Below are 19,713 nucleotides of genomic sequence, written 5' to 3' on the forward strand. Positions count from 1 at the left end.
GGAGCGACCCTAACTGTCACACCCGCATGGCACGATCAGTGCAGGCACATAGTCCGGGGAGTTGGTCGTGTTCTGGTTCTTGCTGATCGCGATGGTCGTGGTGGTGGCAGCCGTCACCCTCGTGGTCGTCGGCGGCGGTGACGGCGGTGGGCTGCGGGATTCCGAGCCGGACCGCCTGTACGACCCGCTGCCGGAAGACCGCCCGGTGGCCCGCGCCGATGTGGAAGCCGTGCGCTTCCCGGTGACCGTCCGTGGATACCGGATGAACGAGGTCGACGACGTCCTGGACCGCCTGGGCGCCGAGCTGGCCGAGCGCGATGCCCGGATCGCCGAGCTGGAGACGGCGCTGGCCGGTGTGCACGCCTCCGCCATGGGCGGCCCGGGGCTGATACAGGACGGCCCGCCCCTGCTCGGGCCGTTGGAGGAGAAGCGGCTCGCCCCGGAGAAGGACCGGCAGCCGCCCGAAGGCAGCGGGGCGGCACCGGAAGGCGGGGCAAAGGCATGAGCGGCGTGGTGACCGAACCGGACGGCATCCCGCGCTGCCCGTGGGGGATGGAGTCGGCGCAGATGGCCGACTACCGCGCCTACCACGACACCGAATGGGGCCTGCCGGTCCACGGCGACGACGCCCTTTTCGAGCGGATGAGCCTGGAGGCGTTCCAGTCCGGGCTCTCCTGGATCACGATCCTGCGCCGCCGCCCCGGCTTCCGCGCCGCGTTCGCCGGCTTCCGGATCGCCGAGGTGGCGCGGTTCACGGACGCGGACGCCGAGCGGTTGCTCGCCGACCCGGGCATCATCCGCAACCGCGCCAAGATCGCCGCGACGATCGACAACGCCAGGATCGCCGCCGAGCTGGCCGCGGGCGAGCTCGATGAACTGATCTGGTCCTACGCCCCCGACCGGGCCGGCCGGCCGGTGCCGCGGACCGTGAGCGATCTGCAGCCGGTGACACCGGAGTCGACGGCGCTCGCCAAGGACCTCAAGAAGCGCGGCTTCCGCTTCGTCGGCCCGACCACCGCCTACGCGATGATGCAGGCGTGCGGCCTGGTCAACGACCATCTGGCGGACTGCCATGTCCGCCGGGCCGTGGAAGCGGCGGCGGCCGGCTGACCCGGGCCGGACGGCACGGGCCGCCGGCCGGAAGCGGCTGGCGAGCCGGCCGGGACCGGCGGGGCCGGCTCGCCGGGAGCCGGGCCGGCTGCACCGGGTCGCCGACGCGGGGTCGCCGAATCCCGGTCACCGACGCCGGGTCAGCGACCCAGGAAGACCGGCTTCTCCTTCTTCACGAACGCCTCGACCGCGATCGCGTGGTCCTCCGACGCCCCCGCCCGGCCCTGCAGCTCGTCCTCCTTGCCGAGGGTTTCGGCGAGCGAGTGCCCCGCCCCGTAGGCCAGCGACTCCTTGATCGCGGCATAGGCGGCGGTCGGCCCCTGGGCCAGCCGGCGGGCGACGGCCGCGGCCGTCGCGGCCAGCTCGTCGGCCGGCACCACCTTGTTGGCGATGCCCAGGTCGTAGGCCTCCTGGGCGCTGATGTTGCGCGGGAAGAGCAGCAGATCGGCGGCCCGGCCGTGGCCGATCAGCCGCGGCAGCGTCCAGGACACCCCGGAGTCGGCGGTCAGCGCGACGCCCGCGAAGGAGGTGTTGAAGGACGCGGTGTCGGCGACCACGCGGTAGTCCGCGGCCATGGCGAAGCCCGCACCGGCGCCCGCGGCGACCCCGTTGACCCCCGCGACCACGGGCTTGGGCATCTCGGTCAGCGCCGTCACGATGGGGTTGTAGTGCTCACGCACGGTGTTCATGGTGCCGCCGGAGCCGGTGGCCCGGTCCTCGGCCAGCAGCCCGATGTGCTCCTTGAGGTCCTGCCCGACGCAGAAGGCGCGCCCGGTGGCGGTCAGCAGAACGGCGCGTACGGCCGGATCGGCGGCGGCCTCCTTCAGGGTGTCCCGCAGCAGGACCTTCGCCTCGATGTTCAGTGCGTTCATCGCGTCGGGGCGGTTGAGCGTGATCGTCGCCAGCCCGTCGGTCACGTCATAGAGCACGGTGTCGGCCATAGTGGGAATCCCCTCCGTCGCGGCTCGGACTGCTCGTCAGCGGCAGCCAGCGCTCAGGATGCCGGAGATCATCGGACCTCGGCATGTGACGTACATCAAAGATTGCGGGCGCGTCGGAGGTCGGCGGGCGGAGAAGTATTGCAGCCACCTCACCGAATTGAGGGGGTTTGCGAGAGCGGGTTGCCGAAGGGATGCGGCCCGATGTTGGTCATCGGGTCGTTCGATGCGGGATAATGGCCTGGAAGCAATCTGTTCGATGCCGGTGACACGTGCCTATCCGGGCCGTCGGCTGAGATGAGCTTGATTGAGCTGGTTTCAGGAAGGGGAACGAGCATGGCGGCCATGAAGCCGCGGACGGGCGACGGCCCGCTCGAGGTGACCAAGGAGGGGCGGGGCATCGTCATGCGCGTTCCGCTCGAAGGCGGCGGGCGGCTCGTCGTCGAGCTGACCCCCGACGAAGCCAAGGCCCTGGGTGAGGCCCTGGACAAGGTCACCGTCTGACAAGGGCGGCGCAACCGGCGGTTTCCCGGGGCTGACCCCGGTATCCCCAGCCGACTTACCCCGGCCCCGGCACATGGCACGCGCAAAGGCGCGCCATGTGCCGGGGCCGTTTGCATGTCCCGGGGCCGGGGCCGGGGCCTGGGTCAGGGCCGGGACCAAAGGCCGGGCCTGTGACCTGCGGACTGTGGCGGCCGGGAGACCGAGGCCGGTCAGCCGCGCTTGACCGCGCACAGCAGGCCGTCGCCGACCGGCAGCAGGGCCGGCACCAGCGTGGTGCTCTCCCGGATGGCCCGCAGCAGCTCCCGCAGCCGCAGTACTTCGGCGGGCTGCAGCGACGAGTCGACCGTCCGGCCGTCGGCGAAGACGCCCTCGAAGCAGACCAGGCCGCCGGGGCGCAGCAGCCGCAACGATTCAGCGAGGTATTCCAGGCACTCCATGAGGTCGCCGTCGCAGAACACGAGGTCGTAGCCGCCGTCCGCGAGGCGGGGCAGGACGTCCAGCGCATGGCCCGGGATGAAGCGGGCGCGGTTCCCGGCGAAGCCGGCCGCACGGAACGCCTGCTTGGCGAAGGCCTGCCGCTCCGGTTCGAGATCCACGGTGGTCAGCACCCCGTCGGGCCGCATGCCGTGCAGGAGGTAGATGCCCGACACGCCCGTGCCGGTGCCGATCTCCGCGACCGCCTTGGCGTCGACGGCGGCCGCGAGCAGGCGGAGGGCCGCGCCGGTGCCGCTCGTCACCGTACGGATGCCGGCTTCGCGCGCGCAGTCGCGGGACCACCGCAGGGCGGTCTCGGCGCTGTCGTCGATGGTCCCGGCGCCGTACGCCTCGGCGAAAGCCAAGCTCGTCTGACGGTTGCCGGTAATGGCCCTCTCCTGTCCCCGTAGTTGACGCAACCGTGACTGTATCCGCTGCGTCCGGGAACCCGCAGATGGGACCGGACGTTAAGGGCGGGAAGGGGATGACGGGGGGATGCACCGGTGAAGACCGCGCGAGACACGCATCATGAACAGAAGCAGGACCAAATGCAGGTCAAAACTGCTTATCCGGAGCTAACGGGCGAGGTGGATATGGTAGGGGCTCTACTGGACACCACCAGAGCCACCAGGGGAGGTGCGGCTGCGGCGGGTGACCGAGGGGTGCTGAGGCGCTTGAAAAGGTCGTTCGCCGAGCCGAAATCCGTGACAGACACTGCTGACCGTTCCCGCCTCCATGGCCCGAAGGCCAAGGGAGGGGCCCCCGTCGCCGACTCCGCAACCACCGCGACCTTTGCCGCAGACGCGGATGCGCAGGCGTGGACTCCGCCCAGCTGGGAGGAGATCGTCAGCACCCACAGTGCACGGGTCTACCGCCTCGCCTACCGCCTCACCGGCAATCAACACGACGCCGAGGACCTCACCCAGGAGGTGTTCGTCCGCGTCTTCCGCTCACTGTCGACGTACACCCCCGGCACCTTCGAGGGCTGGCTGCACCGGATCACCACCAACCTCTTCCTGGACATGGTCCGCCGCCGTCAGCGCATCCGCTTCGACGCGCTCGGTGACGACGCCGCCGAGCGGCTGCCCAGCCGCGAGCCCTCGCCCCAGCAGGTCTTCAACGACACCCATTTCGACGCCGATGTGCAGCAGGCGCTGGACACCCTTGCGCCCGAGTTCCGGGCCGCCGTCGTCCTGTGTGACATCGAGGGTCTGTCGTACGAGGAGATCGCCGCCACGCTCGGTGTCAAGCTCGGCACGGTCCGCAGCCGGATCCACCGGGGCCGCTCCCACCTGCGCAAGGCCCTCAAGCACCGCGCCCCGGCCACTCGTGCCGAAGAGCGTGAGCAGCGGCGGTCGTTGGCCGTGGTGCCCACGGGGGAGGTCGGAATCGCGTGAGCGGCAGTGGCGGTCCGTCCCCCGCCGAGCAGCATCTCGGCGACCGCCTCGCGGCCCTGGTCGACGGCGAGTTGGGGCATGACGCACGCGAGCGGGTGCTCGCGCATCTTGCGACATGCGGACGGTGCAAGGCAGAAGCCGACGCCCAGCGTCGGCTGAAAAGCGTATTCGCCGAGACGGCACCCCCCGGTCCTTCCGAGGGGCTGCTGGCACGACTGCAGCAACTGCCCGGCGGCGACCCGGAAGGGCCCGGCAGCCGCCTCGGCAACGGCAGCAGGCTCGGCAACGGCAGTTTCGGCCGCGGTGAGTTCGGACGCGGCGGATTCGGACGTGGCGAGTTCGCACGCCGTGGCGAGTTCATCCGCGGCGGTGACGCGTTCCGCTATGTCCCCTCCGGCAGTCACTCCGGCCATGCCATGGCGGCGGTCCCCTTGCAGCCCCGAGGGCGCGGCTTCCGGTTGCAGGAGAGCTACCGGCCCGCGCAGCGGCGCCGGTTCGCCTTCGCGGCGGCCGGTGCGGTCTCCCTCGCGGCCTTCGCGCTGGGCGGCGCCCTCCCGCTGGAGGCGGCGGTCGATCTGCCCGGCGGACGCGTCGACGGCGGCGGCACGGCCGTCACCCCGCTCAGCGTCAGCCCGGCGGCCGACACCGGCGCTCTCCTGCGCGGTGAGAAATTTCCCGCCAAGAATTCCCGGTCCGGTCCCTGGCAGCCGTCCGGCGGTCCGACCATGGCCCCGGCCCCCAGCGCTATGACCCTGTACGGCCCCACCGCGGCACCCCCCTCCCCGCAGTCCCCGGCGCCGGCGTCCGCCCAGGCCGGCCGCTTCGGCCTGTCGCCCCTGATAGCCGCGACGGGTCCGGCCTCGGCGTCTTACCTCGCGCCCCTGGTGGCCGGCACCGGCGCCGCCGCTGTGCGGAAGAACCCGCCCGCGCTCCCACCCCTGGAGCCCATGCGCCCGCTGACCGGTTCCGCGGTCGTGGCAGCCCCCTCCGTCGCCGGCTCAACCCCGGCCCAGCACTGACCGTCTCCTGCGCAGCCCCGCGGGGAACTGGTTGAATCCCTGTGGGCGGCGCACCCCTGACCGGGCGCGTACCGCGAGGTGGTGGTGGCCCGCGCAGGTCCGCGGGCGAATTCTGGGGAGAGCATGGACGACGGTAAGGCCGCCGGGCCGAAGCTGAAGTGGTGGAGCCGCCCGGGAGACACCCCGCGCACCGAACCGTCCGCCGGGGCCGGTCCGCAGGCGGTGCCGCCCGCCGACGGCGCTGCGGGCGGCGCTACGGGCGGCGCTGCGGACGGCACGGCGGCCGAAGCGTCCGGCGCATCCGACGCGGCCGGCACCCCCGAGGCGCAGGGGGCACAGGACTGGATCGTCCGTCCGCCGGAGCCGCGCGAGGGCTCGGGGGCGGGCATCTCGTCGGAGCCTCCTTCCGGGAGCGCCGGGAGTCCCGACGCGGACGCCACGGCAGATGAGTTGACGGTGGCACGCGGAACGACAGCCCCGGACCGGACGCGCGAGGAGGAGGCCGGGGCCCCGGGCGCCGGTACGAGCGGTGCGCGACCGGCCCCGTCGACCATGACGCTCGGCCGGGTGACCGGTGCCGCGCGGGACGAGGCGCTGCCCCGGGCAGACGAGACCCCGGACGAAGCGGCCACGACCACGGCGACGACCACGGCCACGACCACGGCGACAGCCCCCGCTCCTGCTTCCGGGACGCCCGCTTCCGGGACGCCCGCTTCCGGAACTCCAGCATCCGGCACCCCGAGCGCCACACCGCCGCGGCAGCAGCCGCTGCACGCCGAGGACCCGTACGGCACCCCTCCGTACGGCGGTCCCGGGCCGTGGGCGCCCGCACCGCCCGTGCAGCGGCCGGTGGCCACCCCCGCGCACGGCACCACCCTCCCGCCGGCCGCCGCGCCGCTGCCCCCGTACGGTGCCCCGCCCGCCGAGCCGCGCGCCTCCCACCCGGGACTCCAGAAGTCCGGGCCCCCGCAGCCCTCTTCCGCTCCGGAGGCCACCCCCCGCGCCGACGCACAGCAGCCCGAGGCAGCACAGCCCGTCGTCCCCCAGCACCCCGACGCCCCCCAGCCGCAGCCCTACCCCGGCCTGCCTGTCGACCACGGACCGTCCTCCGCACAGGGCCGGCACCCGGCCCCCCACGGCGCCTGGCAGCACTACGACCCGTGGCGCGCGCCCCTGCAGGGCGGCCCCCTCGCCCCGTCGCCGCACGACCGGCGCCGTCGGCGCGGGCCGCTGATCGCCGGCGCGGTGGCGCTGGCGCTGCTCGCGGGCGGCATCGGCGGCGGCATCGGCGCGTATGTCGAGCGCTACGGCGGGATCAACGACATCCGGCTGCCGCAGTCCGCCGATGACGAGGGCGGCCGCAGGCCCGACAGCGTCGCCGGGATCGCGCACACCGCGCTGCCCGGCGTCGTCACGATCCATGTGCGGGGCAGCGCCGAGCAGGGCACCGGCACCGGCTTCGTCCTCGACCACCAGGGCCACATCCTCACCAACAACCATGTCGTCCAGCCGGCCGGCAACGGTGGCGAGATCTCGGTGACCTTCAGCGGCGGCCAGACGGCGAAGGCCAAGGTCGTCGGCCAGGACGGCGGCTATGACCTCGCCGTCGTCCAGGTGGAGGGCGTCACGGGACTGCGTCCGCTCACCCTCGGCAACTCCGACTCCGTGCAGGTCGGTGACCCGGTGGTGGCGATCGGCGCACCCTTCGACCTCGCCAACACCGTCACCTCGGGGATCATCAGCGCCAAGCAGCGTCCGATCACCGCGGGCGGCGAGAAGGGCGACGGCAGCGATGTCTCGTACGTGGACGCGCTGCAGACCGATGCGCCCATCAACCCCGGTAACTCCGGCGGCCCGCTGGTGGACGCCAAGGCCCGGGTGATCGGCATCAACAGCGCCATCCGGGCGGCCGACAGCGGCAGCGGCTCGGTCGGCGGCGCCCAGGGCGGCAGCATAGGGCTGGGCTTCGCCATACCGATCAACCAGGCCAAGCGGGTGGCCGAGGAACTGATCAACACCGGCCGGGCGACCCATCCGGTGATCGGCGTGACCCTGGAGATGGAGTACGCCGGCGACGGGGCGCGGGTCAGCGAGCACAGCAAGAGCGGCAAGCCGTCGGTCATCCCGGACGGCCCCGGCGCCAAGGCCGGGATCAAGGCCGGCGATGTGATCACCAAGGTGGACGGTGCCCCGGTGCACAGCGGCGAGGAACTGATCGTCAAGATCCGCAGCCACCGGCCCGGCGACACGCTGGTGCTCACCCTCCTGAGGGGCGGCAAGGACCGCTCCGTACGGCTCAGCCTGGGTTCCTCCAGCACGGGTTGATCGTTTGCATGGTGTTGGTACGGGCGACTCCCGCCCGACGTACGGGGCCAGGTACCGTGATAGGCGGCCTGGCCCATAGGCCGACGAGGCCGCGGATTACCCAAGGAGCTGCTAGGTGTTCTTCGATATAGGACCCCTCGAGCTGGTGGCGCTCGTGATCCTCGCGGTGCTCGTCTTCGGTCCGGACAAGCTGCCCAAGGTCATCCAGGACGTCATGGGCTTCATCCGCAAGGTGCGGGCGTTCTCCGACAGCGCCAAGGAAGACATCCGCAGCGAGCTCGGACCGGACTTCAAGGACTTCGAGTTCGAGGACCTCAAGCCCAAGAACTTCGTGCGCAAGCATGTCCTGGACAAGGACGAGTACGGCCTCAAGGACCTCCAGGAGATCCGTAACGGCTTCGACCTGAAGAAGGAGATGGCCGAGGTCACCGACGCCGTCCACGGCCACGACAGCGCCTCTTCCGCCACGCCCTCGAACGGGGCAGGTCCCAGCCTGTCCAAGGAGTCCCCGGCCGCCTCCGCCGGGCGCCCTGACCTGGTGAAGAAGACCGGAAGCCCTCAGCCGGACGAGCGTCCGCCGTTCGACGCCGACGCCACCTGACACACACCGGTATGACCGGCTGTGTTGACGCCTATGGCTATGCTCCGGGTGTCCGGGGTTCGGTCGCCTGAGGGGGGCGGGCCGCCCACGACGCAGGGCAACAAGGAGGCTCCGCGCAGATGGAGACGACGAGTCGGACAGCGGCACAAGGGGTGTCCGCGGAGGCCGGCCGGAAGGTCGACGGCTATCTGCTGGCCGCGTTCCCGTGGTACGGCCTCGACGAGGCGTTCACCGGTCCGCGCTGGTTGATGCAGGTCGGGGCAGCCGCGGACGGCACCGTCGAACACGGCGCCACGGGGCATGGCGAGGAGCCCACCATCAAGGTGGAACCGCCGCAGGACGAGCGGTTCGCGGTCGTGGTGACGGTCGCCAGCCGCCCCGTACGGCGCAGCGCCGACGGCACCGGTGTACTGGAGGCGACCTCGGTCTCGACGGCCGCCTGGCTCGCCGGCTCGGGCCTGCTCGCACACACCTGGCCCACCCAGATGGACCGGACGCTGCGCCAGGACTGGCTGGACCAGCAGACGATGCTCGCCTGGGAGCTGGCCGACGACCTCGGCGGCGGGAGCTGGAGCGAGCTGATGCTGCCGGTGGACGGCGTGCCGACGTCCTTCGCCTACCGCGAGTCCGAGTACGGCTGGGTCCTGGCCGGCTCGGCGAGCGAAGGGCCCGAGGGACCCGAGGAATCCGCGGGCGTCCACATCGGTGCCTACGGGCGGGGGATGAGCGCGTACGGGCTGGGCTTCTCGGTGATCAAGGATCTGGCCGAGTACGAGGGCTGAGCGGCAGCGCAAGAAATGAGCTGAGCGGCAGCGCAGGAAAGAGCGGAACGGCAATGCGGAAGGGGCGGGCCCGTGCGGGCCCGCCCCTTTTGCGCGTCATCCGGTGCGCGCGGCCGCCACGCTCTCAGAACTTGTTGCGCGGGGTGATACCCAGCGACATGCCCTGCAGGCCCCGCTGCCGGCCGCCGAGCTTGCCCGCGATCGTGCGGATCGCCGAGCCGGCGGGGGAGTCGGGGTCGGTCAGCACGACCGGCTTGCCCTCGTCGCCGCCCTCGCGCAGCCGGACGTCGATCGGGATGGCACCGAGCACCGGCACCTGCGTACCGGTCGTCTTCGTCAGGCCCTCGGCGACCCGCTCGCCGCCGCCGGTGCCGAAGACATCGACCATCTCGTCGCAGTGCGGGCAGGGCAGCCCGGACATGTTCTCGACCACGCCGACGATCTTCTGGTGGGTCTGCACGGCGATCGAACCGGCCCGCTCGGCGACCTCGGCCGCGGCCTGCTGCGGGGTGGTGACGACCAGGATCTCGGCGTTCGGGACGAGCTGGGCCACCGAGATGGCGATATCACCCGTGCCGGGCGGCAGGTCCAGCAGCAGCACGTCCAGGTCGCCCCAGTACACATCGGCCAGGAACTGCTGGAGCGCGCGGTGCAGCATCGGGCCGCGCCAGACCACGGGGGCGTTGCCCGGGGTGAACATGCCGATCGAGATGACCTTCACGCCGTTCGCCGACGGCGGCATGATCATGTTCTCGACCTGGGTGGGCTTGCCGTCGGCGCCGAGCATGCGGGGCACCGAGTGGCCGTAGATGTCGGCGTCCACGACACCGACCTTCAGGCCGTCGGCCGCCATCGCCGCGGCGAGGTTGACGGTCACCGACGACTTGCCGACGCCGCCCTTGCCGGAGGCGACGGCGTAGACCCGGGTCAGCGAACCGGGCTGGGCGAACGGCACCTCGCGCTCGGCGGTGCCCCCGCGCAGCGAGGTCGCCAGCTCCTTGCGCTGCTCGTCGCTCATCACGTCCAGCTCGACGGCGACGGAGGTGACGCCCTCGACCCGCTCGACGGCTTCCCGCACGTTGTTGGTGATCGTCTCGCGCATCGGACAGCCGGAGACCGTGAGGTAGACCACGACCGCCACCGCGCCGTCCGCCGCGATGTCCACCGATTTGACCATCCCCAGTTCGGTGATGGGGCGGTGGATCTCGGGGTCGTTCACCGTCGCGAGCGCTTCGCGGATCGCGTCCTCGCTCGGTGCGGTGTCTGGGGGCATGTCGTTGGCCATGTCCCGATGGTACGGCTCATGAGGGTGCCTCCGGAAAGCCCGTCAGCGGTCGCGTTCATCACTCTCCGCGCCGGCCGGCTGCCGCAGCTCCAGATCCCTCAGCAGGTCCTCGAGCTCGGAGCGGATCCAGTCGCGGGTGGCGACCTCGCCCAGGCCGAGCCGCAGGGCCGCGATCTCCCGGGTCAGATACTCGGTATCGGCGATGGACCGCTCGTTCTGCTTGCGGTCCTGCTCGTGGGTGACCCGGTCGCGGTCGTCCTGGCGGTTCTGCGCCAGCAGGATCAGCGGCGCGGCGTACGACGCCTGCAGGGACAGCGCCAGCGTCAGGAAGATGAACGGGTACTGATCGAACCTCAGGCTGCTGGGCGCCGTGGTGTTCCACAGGACCCACAGGATGATGGTGACGGTCATCCAGACGATGAAGCGGCCGGTCCCCAGGAAGCGGGCGATCTTCTCGGAGAGCCGCCCGAACGCCTCCGGGTCGTACTCCGGCAGGAACGTACGGCGCGGCGCGCGCGGCTGGTCGAGGCGCACCCGCGGCCGGCCCGCGGCGCCCCGGCGCATCGCCGAGGCTCCGTTCGCGCGCGACCGCTCCCTGGCGCCCTCCCGCTCCTCACCGGCCATGCGCACTCTCCCCGAGGGGCCTCTCGCCGTTCAGGCCGGCCGTGGCCGGGCCGTGCAGCCCGTCCTCCCGCCAGTCGTCGGGCAGCAGATGGTCCAGTACGTCATCGACGGTGACCGCCCCCAGCAGCGCCCCGCTCTCGTCCACGACCGGGGCGGCGACCATGTTGTACGCGGCCAGATAGCTGGTCACCTCCGGCAGCGGCGTGTCCGGCGGCAGGGCCGGCAGATCGGTGTCGGCGATCGAGCTGACGAGGGTGAACGGCGGGTCGCGCAGCAGCCGTTGGAAGTGCACCAGGCCCAGGTACTTGCCGGTGGGCGTCTCGTCCGGCGGCCGGCAGACATAGATCTGGGCGGCCAGCGCGGGCGAGAGGTCCGGGTCGCGCACCCGCGCCAGCGCGTCCGCGACCGTCGCGTCCGGGCGCAGCACGATCGGCTCGGTGGTCATCAGCCCGCCCGCGGTCCGCTCCTCGTACGACATCAGCCGCCGCACATCGGCGGCCTCCTCCGGCCGCATCAGCGCCAGCAGCCGTTCCTTCTCCTCCTCCGGCAGCTCGGAGAGCAGATCGGCGGCGTCGTCGGGGTCCATCGCCTCCAGGACGTCGGCGGCCCGCTCGTCCTTCAGCTTGCCGATGATCTCGACCTGGTCGTCCTCCGGCAGCTCCTCCAGCACATCCGCCAGCCGGTCGTCGTCGAGCGCCGCGGCGACCTCGGCGCGCCGCTTGGCGGAGAGGTGGTGCAGCACGCCGGCGAGGTCGGCGGGCCGCAGCTGTTCGAAGGTGGCCAGCAGGCTCGCCGCGCCCTGCCCGTGCTCCTCCAGCGAGAAGCCGGTCACCGCCGACCACTCCACGGTCAGCGTCTCGCCCGACCGCCGCCCGCCCCCGCCCTTCGCGGGAGGCGCCCCGCGCCCCAGGATCTTCTGGCGCAGCCCGCCGCCCTTCCCCTTCCGTACGAAGACCTTGTCGATCTCCCAGTCGCGGCGGGCCGGCAGCTGGGTGAGTCCGATGTCGAGGACGGTGACCTCCTCCTCGGTCTCCACCAGGCGCACCCGCCGGTCGAGCAGTTCGCCGAGTACCAGCGTCTCGGACGCCCGCTGCTCGAAGCGCCGCATATTGACCACGCCGGTGATGATGATCTGGCCGGACTCCACCCCGGTCACCCGCGTCATGGGCACGAAGATCCGGCGCCGGCTGATCACCTCGACGACCACCCCGAGCACCCGCGGGGGGCGGTCGCCGACCCGGAGCAGCGCGACGAGGTCCCGCAGCCGGCCGACCTGGTCGCCGTTGGGGTCGAAGACGGCGATGCCGGCGAGATGGGAGACGAAGACCCGGGGAGTCACCACTGCCATGCAGAGTGCCGCCCTTTCTCCCGTTAGGCCCCGAAACAGGGCATCAATGCGGGTTCAGGCTAACGCGCCCCGGCCCGCGCCGCCCCGGGGGAGGAGGCCGTAGGGTGACCGCCACGCACCCCGCCGAAGACCGTGCGCGGCCCAGGTACGCTGCCGTACTGCTGTCGAGGTCACCCGCATCAGGAGGCACAGCCGACGTGAGCGCAATTCCCCCGGGCGCCGGCCCCCGACCCCTGGCCGGAACCCGTCGTACGGGACGGGCCGCGCTCGTGGGGGCGGCCTGTGCGGTACTGGCCGTGGCGGTGACGGGCTGCGGCGGGGAAGACCCGGACGCCGGCACCAACGGCGTGGGAAAGCTGCCCGCCGCGAAGATCGAATCCAAGGCGCGGGCCGCGGCCCAGCGGGCGGACACCGTGCACCTCTCCGGCAATGTCGTCAGCCAGGGCCGCACCTACAAGCTCGACATGCGGCTGGCGAAGGACGGCGCGAAGGGGGAGCTGACCACGAAGGCGGCCGCCTTCCAGCTGCTGCGGGTCGGCGACGCGCTCTATCTGAAGGCGAACGCGGCCTTCTGGGCCGGCGAGAAGAGCGGTGGCTCGGGCAAGCCCAGCCAGGCGGCGGGCAAGCTCGACGGCAAATACGTCAAGGTGCCCGCCAGCGACCCGGTCTACCAGCGCTTCAGCGGCTTCACCGACAAGGACACCCTGCTCGCCGGCCTCCTCGGACTGCACGGCAAGCTGACGACCGGCAACCGCGGCGACATCGACGGGGTCCGCACCGTCCGGGTGGCCGCCGGCGCGGGCTCCGGCGGCACCCTGGACGTCTCCCTGGAGGGCACGCCCTACCCGCTGCGGCTCCAGCGGGCGGGCGGCGCGGGTGTGGTCCGGCTGGCCGACTGGGGCCGCAGCGTGGACCTCAAGGCCCCGCCCAGGAACCAGGTCGTGGACTACGGCTCCAAGATCTCCGGCAAGCGCTGAGACACGGCCCGGCAAGCGCCGGGCAAGGCGCCGAGAAGGAGAAAAGGCCGGGAAAGGGCCGGAAAAGGGCTGAGATCCGGGGGGCGGGCGGGCCGCGGCCCTCACCGCCCGGGTTCAGCCCTTTGCGTCCTCGCGCGGGCCTCAGCCCTTGCGCCCCCGCCGCAGCAGCTTCGGCAGCGCCGCGGGCACCGGACGCCGGGTGATCGCGGGGGTCGCGAGCGGCGGTGCGGCGTGGGAGGCGTCCGGCATCCGGCCGGGGCGCTGCTCCGCCGCCCCGGTCGGCTCCAGCCGCAGCACCCGGCACTCGCGCGCCCAGCGCTCGGTGAGGCTGTCGGCATCCGGCGCGTTGAGGCGCTTGCCCTTCAGCTCGTCGACGGCCGCCTGCCAGGCCTCGCTCCCGGGCGCCGGCTCGACGACGGTGGCCTGCCAGGCGATCAGCCGGCCGCCCTTGTCCTTGCTGCGTACGGTGACCGTGGCCGTACCGCCGTCGGTGAGCCCGAGGCCGTCCAGCGGCTGTTCCCCGGCCCCGCCCCCGACGAGGCAGGCGGCTCCGTCGTGCCACAGGTGCCACAGCGCCCGGGCCGGGCCGGCGTTCCCCCGCACCCAGATGAGGCCGGACTTCTTGGTGGCCTCTTCGATGAGCGCCCGATCCTGCAGGGCCTGCGACACGGTCTCCGTCATACGGACCAGCCTAATGGCCCTGCCCCGGGCGGTCGGGGGCCGCCCGGACGAGGGGACGCGGGCCGGCCCGGATCCCGCCCGGCCCGCGTCACAGCCACCCGTTGCGCTTGAACCCGCGGTGGATGCCGAAGCAGATCGCGACGGTGACCAGCATCATCGCCGGATAGCCGAACTTCCAGTGCAGCTCGGGCATGTAGTCGAAGTTCATGCCGTAGATCCCGGCGATCATCGTGGGGACGGCGAAGATCGCCGCCCATGCCGTGATCTTGCGCATGTCCTCGTTCTGCGCGACGGCCGCCTGCGCGAGGTTGGCCTGCAGGATGGAGTTGAGCAGATCGTCGAAGGACAGCACCTGCTCGTTGACCCGCGCGAGGTGGTCGGCGACATCCCGGAAGTACTTCTGGATGTCGGAGTCGACCAGCCGCATCGGACGCTCGCTCAGCAGCTGCATCGGCCGCAACAGCGGCGACACCGCCCGCTTGAACTCCAGCACTTCACGCTTGAGTTGGTAGATCCGCCCGGCGTCGCCGCCCTTGGGGGAGCCCTTGCCGTTGGTGCCCGAGCTGAAGACGTCGATCTCCACCTCGTCGATGTCGTCCTGCACCGCGCCGGCCACCGCCATGTAGCCGTCGACGACCTGGTCGGCGATGGCGTGCAGCACCGCGGACGGGCCCTTGGCCAGCAGCTCCGGGTCGTCCTGCAGCCGGTGCCGCAGCGCGCGCAGCGAGCCCTGGCCGCCGTGGCGCACGGTGACGATGAAGTCCCGGCCGGTGAAGCACATCACCTCACCGGTCTCCACCACCTCACTGGTGGCGGTCAGCTCGGTGTGCTCCACGTAGTGGACCGTCTTGAAGACGGTGAACAGGGTCTCGTCGTAGCGCTCCAGCTTCGGGCGCTGGTGGGCGTGCACGGCGTCCTCGACGGCGAGCGGGTGCAGCCCGAACTCCTGGGCGATACCGGCGAATTCGGCCTCGGTGGGCTCGTGCAGCCCGATCCAGGCGAAGCCGCCCTCGGAGCGGACCGAGGCCATCGCCGCGGCCGGGGTGACGTGCTCGCTCACCCGGCGGCCCTCGCGGTACACACCGCAGTCGACGATGGCGCTGTTGGCGCAGGCCGGGGCGGACTTCTCGTAGTGGTACGTGGTGCTGTCGCGCCGCCGGGACGGGCGGACGGCGGCACGCAGGTCACGGATCATCGACATGGCAGGCTCCTTCACGGGCCGGCCGTCAGTGGCGAGCGCGGGGCGCAACGCTGCCCGGAACGTGGACGTACGAGGCGTCATCGGCTGTACGTCCGCAAAGCGGGCGGCGCTCGTGCGAGGGCCCTGACGGCAGTTCGCAGAAAACACGGAACAAAGAGTCGAAGGCGCTCTTCCGTCATCTACATCCGGCGCAAAGGTGCTTCCCTGGTTTCGCCGCTGAGCGGCGGGGTACGGAAGCTCTCGGATCAGGAGATTCGCTGCGCGAAGGGGACGACAGGAGAACTATCGGTACTGCACGGTCGACTCGGATCCACCGCAGCCCCACCTCCTCCGGCCGGTCCCCGTTGGGGGACGACGTCATTCCCTGAGCAGACGGCAAGGCTATCAGCCGCCTGCGGTCTTACGGCGCCGCTTTGCCCGTTCCATACGAAGAACGGGGATGCCGCGTCGGGTCCCCGGACGGCGCCCGGGGGAGGCCCGTGGAGCGGTGACGGCCGGGCCGGGGCTCCGGCCTATGCTCACGGCATGTCTGACGTTCTTGAGCTGGTCGAGGCCCGGTTGCGGACGACCCTGGGCGAGCCGGACGCGCGCGCCGCCGTCACGTTCCTCGGCACCGACCGTATCGAGGTCCTCCGCTTCGTGGACAACGGGGTGGTGCGCTACGCCACGCTCGGGATGTCCGCGCAGCCCATGGCCGACCCCACCGCCGTGCTGGCCGATCCGCTGCGCGGTCCGCGCGCCGAACTCCTGCTGTCCGTACGCGCCGGCCGCGTGGAGAGCGACAAGGTGCTCAGGCCGCTGGCCGTGCTCGCCGCGTCGCCGCAGGTCGAGGGGGTGGTGGTGGCTCCCGGAGCCTCGCTGGACGTGGGGGAGCCGCTGTGGCCGGGAGCGGCTTTCACCTCGGTGCTGGTCGCCTCGCCCGGGGGGCTCGTCGAGGACCTGGCACTCGATGAGCCGAGGGAGCCGGTCCGCTTCCTGCCGCTGTTGCCGATGACGCCCAACGAGGCCGCCTGGAAGCGGGTGCACGGCGCCGAGGCCCTGGAGAAGCGCTGGCTGGAGCACGGCACGGATCTGCGCGACCCGCTGCGTACGGGCGTACCACTCGACTGAGCCGCGCGCGGCCCATACGACCGCGCACGCCCCGTCCACCCTCCTCGGAGGGTGGACGGGGCGTCAGTTTCCGTGCGGGGGCGGGCCGCGGGGTGTGCGCGGTGCCCGGCCCGGCTCAGTCGGCGAAGACCGCGACCGCGTCCTGTCCGGCGTGCCGCGGCGCCGGCGCCGCGGCCCCAATGGTCAGTGCCCGGCGCCGGACGGCGACGAGGCCGGCGCCGGTCACCGCGGCGGCGGCCGCGACCATGAAGGGGAGGTGGATATCGGTCCACTCCTCGATCCTGGGCGCGAGGAACGGCGCGGCCGCCGCCGCGAACCACCGGACGAAGTTGTAACCGGCGCTCGCCACGGGGCGCGGCGCGTCCGAGACGCCCAGGGCCAGCTCCGTGAAGACGGTGTTGTTGATGCCGATGAAGGCGCCGGAGAGGACGGTGCAGACGACGGCGGTGGTGTGGTCGCCGTAGCCCAGCACGATCAGGTCGGCCGCGAGCAGCAGCAGCGAGCCGCCCAGCACCTTCAGCGAGCCGAAGCGGTGCTGCAGCCGGGGCGCCACGATCACCGAGAACGCCGCGAGCAGTACGCCCCAGGCGAAGAAGACCCCGCCGGATGCGTACGGCGACATGTTCAGCACGAACGGGGTGAAGGCCAGCACCGTGAAGAACGCGTAGTTGTAGAAGAACGCGGCCACGGCGGTGGAAGCCAGGCCGCCGTGGCCGAGCGCCTTGAGCGGGTCGAGGAGCGAGGTCTTGGCCGCCGGCTTCGGCTGCTCCTTGAGGAAGGCCGTGATGGCGAGGAAGCCGATGGCCATCAGCGTGGCGGTGCCGAAGAACGGGTAGCGCCACTTCATGTCGCCGAGGATCGCGCCGAGCAGCGGGCCGCAGGCCATGCCGAGGCCGAGCGCGGACTCGTAGAGCAGGATCGCCGCCGCGGATCCCCCGGCCGCCGCGCCCACGATGACCGCCAGCGACGTCGAGACGAACAGGGCGTTGCCCAGGCCCCAGCCGGCCCGGAAGCCGACGAGCTCGCCGACCGACCCCGACATGCCGGAGAGCGCGGCGAAGACCACCACCAGCGCCAGGCCGGCCAGCAGCGTCTTGCGGCCGCCGATGCGGCTGGAGACGAAGCCGGTGACCAGCATCGCGACGGCGGTGATCAGGAAGTAGGAGGTGAAGAGGAGGGAGACCTGGCTGTTGGTGGCGTGCAGCCCCCGGGCGATCGAGGGGAGGATCGGGTCGACGAGGCCGATGCCCATGAAGGCCACGACCGAGGCCCCCGCCGTGGCCCATACGGCCTTCGGCTGGCGGAGGACGGAGGTGCCGCCCCCGTCGGACGGATCGTCCGCGTCGCTGCCGTGGCCGCTGCCCTTCGTGCCGCTCATGCTGCGGATCCCTTCCCGTTGCCGGTTGCGTACCCCTGATCGCCGCGGTCCCCGCCGGACCACCGAGATCGTTGACGTTTACACATAATAAGTTAGGTACACTAAAGAGTGCAAGTGGCAACTACTTTCCCTGTCGGGCGAGCAGTCGGACGGGCGGGTGGCCGGGAAGCGGTCAATTGCACGGCGGCGTACGTGATTCGGGGCGCACCGGTGGGGTGATCGTCCTTGACGCGGCGGCGGGGCTGGAGGACCGTGGATGCCTATGAGGGGCGAACCCAGTTGCCCGAAGTGCGGAGGCCGGGTACGGGCGCCCGGTCTCTTCTCCGACACCTGGCAGTGCGCGCTGCACGGCACCGTGCACCCACTCCAGCCCGTTGTCCCGCCGAGCGTCGAAGCGCTCGGCGTTGTCGTGCAGCGCGCGCAGGTGCCCGTGTGGATGCCCTGGCCGCTGCCGGTCGGCTGGCTGTTCACCGGCGTGGCCTGTGCCGGTGACGACCGCAGCGGCGGCCGCGCGACCGCCGTGGCCTGCACGGGCCCCGGACCGCTCGGCGGCCCCGGCGAACTGCTGCTGATCGCCGAGGAGCTGGGCGTCGGCCTCGGTGCGCGGTACGCCGGTATCGACGGCCCGGACCCCGGCCCCCATATGTGCGTGGACAAACCGCCGCACGCCAAGGTGCTCGCCGCCGGCCGCCCGACCGCCTTGTGGCATGTCGACGGTGCGCCCGCGGACCGTGCGGTCTTCGCGGGCGAGGCGCGCGGGCTGTGGCTCTGGGCGATCGCCTGGCCCGAGCAGTCCGGGCTGCTGCTGTACGACGAGCTGGTGCTGACCGATCTGCGCGAGGCGGGCGCCGAGGTGGATCTGCTGCCGTGCGGGGCCATCTCGCCGCGGATCCTGGGCTGAGCGGCGGTCGCCGGAGACGGGGTGGACCCCGGTGGTGTGGACGCCGGGGTGGCCTCCCTCACCGTCCGGCGGGCCGTGGGCGCTACCGGCCGCCCGGTATCCTTCCGGTGTCCCCTGCGGTGCACTTTCCCCGGCCTCCTGCCGGGCCCCGCCCCGTATCTGTCCCGTATCCGTCCCGCAGCAGTCTGGAGTCCGCGTCGTGCGCATCGATCTGCACACCCACTCCACGGCGTCCGACGGTACGGACACCCCCGCGGAGCTGGTGCGCGGCGCCGCGGCCGCGGGGCTGGACGTCGTCGCGCTGACCGACCACGACACCGTCGGCGGGCACGCCGAGGCGCGGGCCGCGCTGCCCGCTGGGCTGACGCTGGTCACCGGCGCCGAGCTCTCCTGCCGGCTCGACGGGGTGAGCCTCCACATGCTCGCCTACCTCTTCGACCCCGAGGAGCCGGAGTTCGCCCGTGAGCGCGAGCTGGTGCGCGACGACCGGGTGCCGCGGGCCCGGGGGATGGTCGCCAAGCTGCGGGAGCTCGGTGTGCCGGTCACCTGGGAGCAGGTCGCCCGGATCGCCGGTGACGGCGCCGTGGGGCGGCCGCACATCGCCACCGCCCTCGTCGACCTGGGCGTGGTCGGTTCCGTCTCGGATGCCTTCACCTCCGAGTGGCTGGCCAATGACGGGCGGGCGTACGTGGAGAAGCACGAGCTCGACCCGTTCGACGCGATCCGGCTGGTCAAGGCCGCCGGCGGGGTCACCGTTTTCGCGCATCCGCTGGCCGTCAAGCGCGGCTCCTGCGTACCGGAGAGCGCGATCGCCGCACTCGCCGCGGCCGGTCTCGACGGCATCGAGGTCGACCACATGGACCACGAGGAGCCGACCCGCGCGCGGCTGCGCGGCCTGGCCGCCGACCTCGGCCTGCTGACCACCGGTTCCAGCGACTACCACGGCAGCCGCAAGACCTGCCGCCTCGGGGAATACACCACCGACCCCGAGATCTACGGCGAGATCGTGCGCCGCGCGACCGGCGCCTTCCCCGTTCCCGGCACGGGCGGCTGAGCCC

The 19,713-nt window shown here is 72.2% G+C and carries 20 protein-coding genes; 12 read left to right on the top strand and 8 right to left on the bottom strand.

The genetic code is table 11. From position 1 onward, the window contains the following. The first annotated feature begins 67 nt into the window (after positions 1–67). Together CFW40_RS23680 and CFW40_RS23685 are read left to right on the top strand one after the other, a co-directional pair. Positions 68–505, top strand: a complete 438-nt coding sequence (locus CFW40_RS23680; RefSeq protein WP_256331315.1) for a DivIVA domain-containing protein — start codon at positions 68–70, stop codon at positions 503–505. Continuing rightward, complete coding sequence (locus CFW40_RS23685) at positions 502–1,110, top strand: DNA-3-methyladenine glycosylase I (protein ID WP_088799773.1); 609 nt, start codon at positions 502–504, stop codon at positions 1,108–1,110. Before CFW40_RS23680 ends, CFW40_RS23685 begins: the two co-directional genes overlap by 4 nt. Positions 1,111–1,250: 140 nt before the next feature. On the opposite strand, the gene CFW40_RS23690 is transcribed toward CFW40_RS23685, so the two are convergent. Beyond that, complete coding sequence (locus CFW40_RS23690) at positions 1,251–2,051, bottom strand: enoyl-CoA hydratase/isomerase family protein (protein WP_088799774.1); 801 nt, start codon at positions 2,049–2,051, stop codon at positions 1,251–1,253. Between the two features lie 333 nt (positions 2,052–2,384). On the opposite strand from CFW40_RS23690, the gene CFW40_RS23695 reads away from it, so the two are divergent. Further along, the gene (locus tag CFW40_RS23695) at positions 2,385–2,552 is read left to right on the top strand and encodes a DUF3117 domain-containing protein (RefSeq protein ID WP_006603288.1); all 168 of its coding nucleotides are present in this window, start codon (positions 2,385–2,387) and stop codon (positions 2,550–2,552) included. A gap of 209 nt (positions 2,553–2,761) precedes the next feature. On the opposite strand, the gene CFW40_RS23700 is transcribed toward CFW40_RS23695, so the two are convergent. Further along, positions 2,762–3,358 (bottom strand): O-methyltransferase, encoded by a 597-nt coding sequence (locus tag CFW40_RS23700; protein WP_371127182.1) that lies wholly within the window; start codon positions 3,356–3,358, stop codon positions 2,762–2,764. Between the two features lie 372 nt (positions 3,359–3,730). On the opposite strand from CFW40_RS23700, the gene sigE reads away from it, so the two are divergent. The 5 genes from sigE (at position 3,731) to CFW40_RS23725 (ending at position 9,150) form a co-directional block, all read left to right on the top strand. Then, entirely contained in the window at positions 3,731–4,423 is a 693-nt protein-coding gene (sigE, locus tag CFW40_RS23705; RefSeq protein ID WP_371127086.1) for an RNA polymerase sigma factor SigE, read from the top strand. Further along, the gene (locus CFW40_RS23710; RefSeq protein ID WP_088799777.1) at positions 4,420–5,442 is read left to right on the top strand and encodes a zf-HC2 domain-containing protein; all 1,023 of its coding nucleotides are present in this window, start codon (positions 4,420–4,422) and stop codon (positions 5,440–5,442) included. The genes sigE and CFW40_RS23710 overlap by 4 nt, the downstream gene beginning before the upstream one ends. Before the next feature lie 123 nt (positions 5,443–5,565). Then, on the top strand, positions 5,566–7,767 hold the full coding sequence (locus CFW40_RS23715; RefSeq protein WP_088799778.1) for a trypsin-like peptidase domain-containing protein: 2,202 nt from the start codon (positions 5,566–5,568) through the stop codon (positions 7,765–7,767). A gap of 115 nt (positions 7,768–7,882) precedes the next feature. Beyond that, positions 7,883–8,368, top strand: a complete 486-nt coding sequence (locus CFW40_RS23720) for a sec-independent translocase (RefSeq protein ID WP_088799779.1) — start codon at positions 7,883–7,885, stop codon at positions 8,366–8,368. Between the two features lie 119 nt (positions 8,369–8,487). Continuing rightward, positions 8,488–9,150: a hypothetical protein gene (locus tag CFW40_RS23725; RefSeq protein ID WP_088799780.1), complete on the top strand. Its 663-nt coding sequence runs from the start codon at positions 8,488–8,490 to the stop codon at positions 9,148–9,150. 124 nt (positions 9,151–9,274) lie between these two features. Here CFW40_RS23725 and CFW40_RS23730 read toward each other — a convergent pair whose 3' ends face one another. Genes CFW40_RS23730 through CFW40_RS23740 form a run of 3 tightly spaced genes read right to left on the bottom strand, consistent with a single transcriptional unit; the run spans position 9,275 to position 12,407 of the window. Continuing rightward, positions 9,275–10,435 (bottom strand): Mrp/NBP35 family ATP-binding protein, encoded by a 1,161-nt coding sequence (locus CFW40_RS23730; protein WP_088799781.1) that lies wholly within the window; start codon positions 10,433–10,435, stop codon positions 9,275–9,277. A gap of 42 nt (positions 10,436–10,477) precedes the next feature. Next, positions 10,478–11,059: a DUF1003 domain-containing protein gene (locus tag CFW40_RS23735; RefSeq protein WP_088799782.1), complete on the bottom strand. Its 582-nt coding sequence runs from the start codon at positions 11,057–11,059 to the stop codon at positions 10,478–10,480. Further along, positions 11,049–12,407 (bottom strand): magnesium transporter MgtE N-terminal domain-containing protein, encoded by a 1,359-nt coding sequence (locus CFW40_RS23740; protein WP_088799783.1) that lies wholly within the window; start codon positions 12,405–12,407, stop codon positions 11,049–11,051. The genes CFW40_RS23735 and CFW40_RS23740 overlap by 11 nt, the downstream gene beginning before the upstream one ends. 197 nt (positions 12,408–12,604) lie before the next feature. Between CFW40_RS23740 and CFW40_RS23745 the strand changes: the two genes are divergently transcribed. Continuing rightward, on the top strand, positions 12,605–13,384 hold the full coding sequence (locus CFW40_RS23745) for a hypothetical protein (RefSeq protein WP_088799784.1): 780 nt from the start codon (positions 12,605–12,607) through the stop codon (positions 13,382–13,384). Positions 13,385–13,525: 141 nt separating this feature from the next. Here the strand turns inward: CFW40_RS23745 and CFW40_RS23750 are convergent, their stop codons facing one another. Then, positions 13,526–14,065: a hypothetical protein gene (locus tag CFW40_RS23750; protein ID WP_088799785.1), complete on the bottom strand. Its 540-nt coding sequence runs from the start codon at positions 14,063–14,065 to the stop codon at positions 13,526–13,528. 88 nt (positions 14,066–14,153) lie between these two features. Then, positions 14,154–15,266 (bottom strand): magnesium and cobalt transport protein CorA, encoded by a 1,113-nt coding sequence (locus tag CFW40_RS23755; RefSeq protein ID WP_088799786.1) that lies wholly within the window; start codon positions 15,264–15,266, stop codon positions 14,154–14,156. Positions 15,267–15,791: 525 nt separating this feature from the next. On the opposite strand from CFW40_RS23755, the gene CFW40_RS23760 reads away from it, so the two are divergent. Next, positions 15,792–16,376 (top strand): suppressor of fused domain protein, encoded by a 585-nt coding sequence (locus tag CFW40_RS23760; protein ID WP_088799787.1) that lies wholly within the window; start codon positions 15,792–15,794, stop codon positions 16,374–16,376. Between the two features lie 115 nt (positions 16,377–16,491). On the opposite strand, the gene CFW40_RS23765 is transcribed toward CFW40_RS23760, so the two are convergent. After that, complete coding sequence (locus CFW40_RS23765) at positions 16,492–17,754, bottom strand: MFS transporter (protein ID WP_088799788.1); 1,263 nt, start codon at positions 17,752–17,754, stop codon at positions 16,492–16,494. A gap of 262 nt (positions 17,755–18,016) precedes the next feature. Between CFW40_RS23765 and CFW40_RS23770 the strand changes: the two genes are divergently transcribed. Together CFW40_RS23770 and CFW40_RS23775 are read left to right on the top strand one after the other, a co-directional pair. Beyond that, a complete protein-coding gene (locus tag CFW40_RS23770; RefSeq protein ID WP_088799789.1) occupies positions 18,017–18,655 on the top strand; it encodes a DUF6758 family protein in 639 nt (212 codons plus the stop codon). 199 nt (positions 18,656–18,854) lie between these two features. Continuing rightward, positions 18,855–19,709 (top strand): PHP domain-containing protein, encoded by an 855-nt coding sequence (locus tag CFW40_RS23775; RefSeq protein WP_088799790.1) that lies wholly within the window; start codon positions 18,855–18,857, stop codon positions 19,707–19,709. Positions 19,710–19,713 lie beyond the last annotated feature (4 nt).

The organism is Streptomyces sp. 2114.4, assembly GCF_900187385.1.
Taxonomy (GTDB): Bacteria; Actinomycetota; Actinomycetes; order Streptomycetales; family Streptomycetaceae; genus Streptomyces; species Streptomyces mooreae.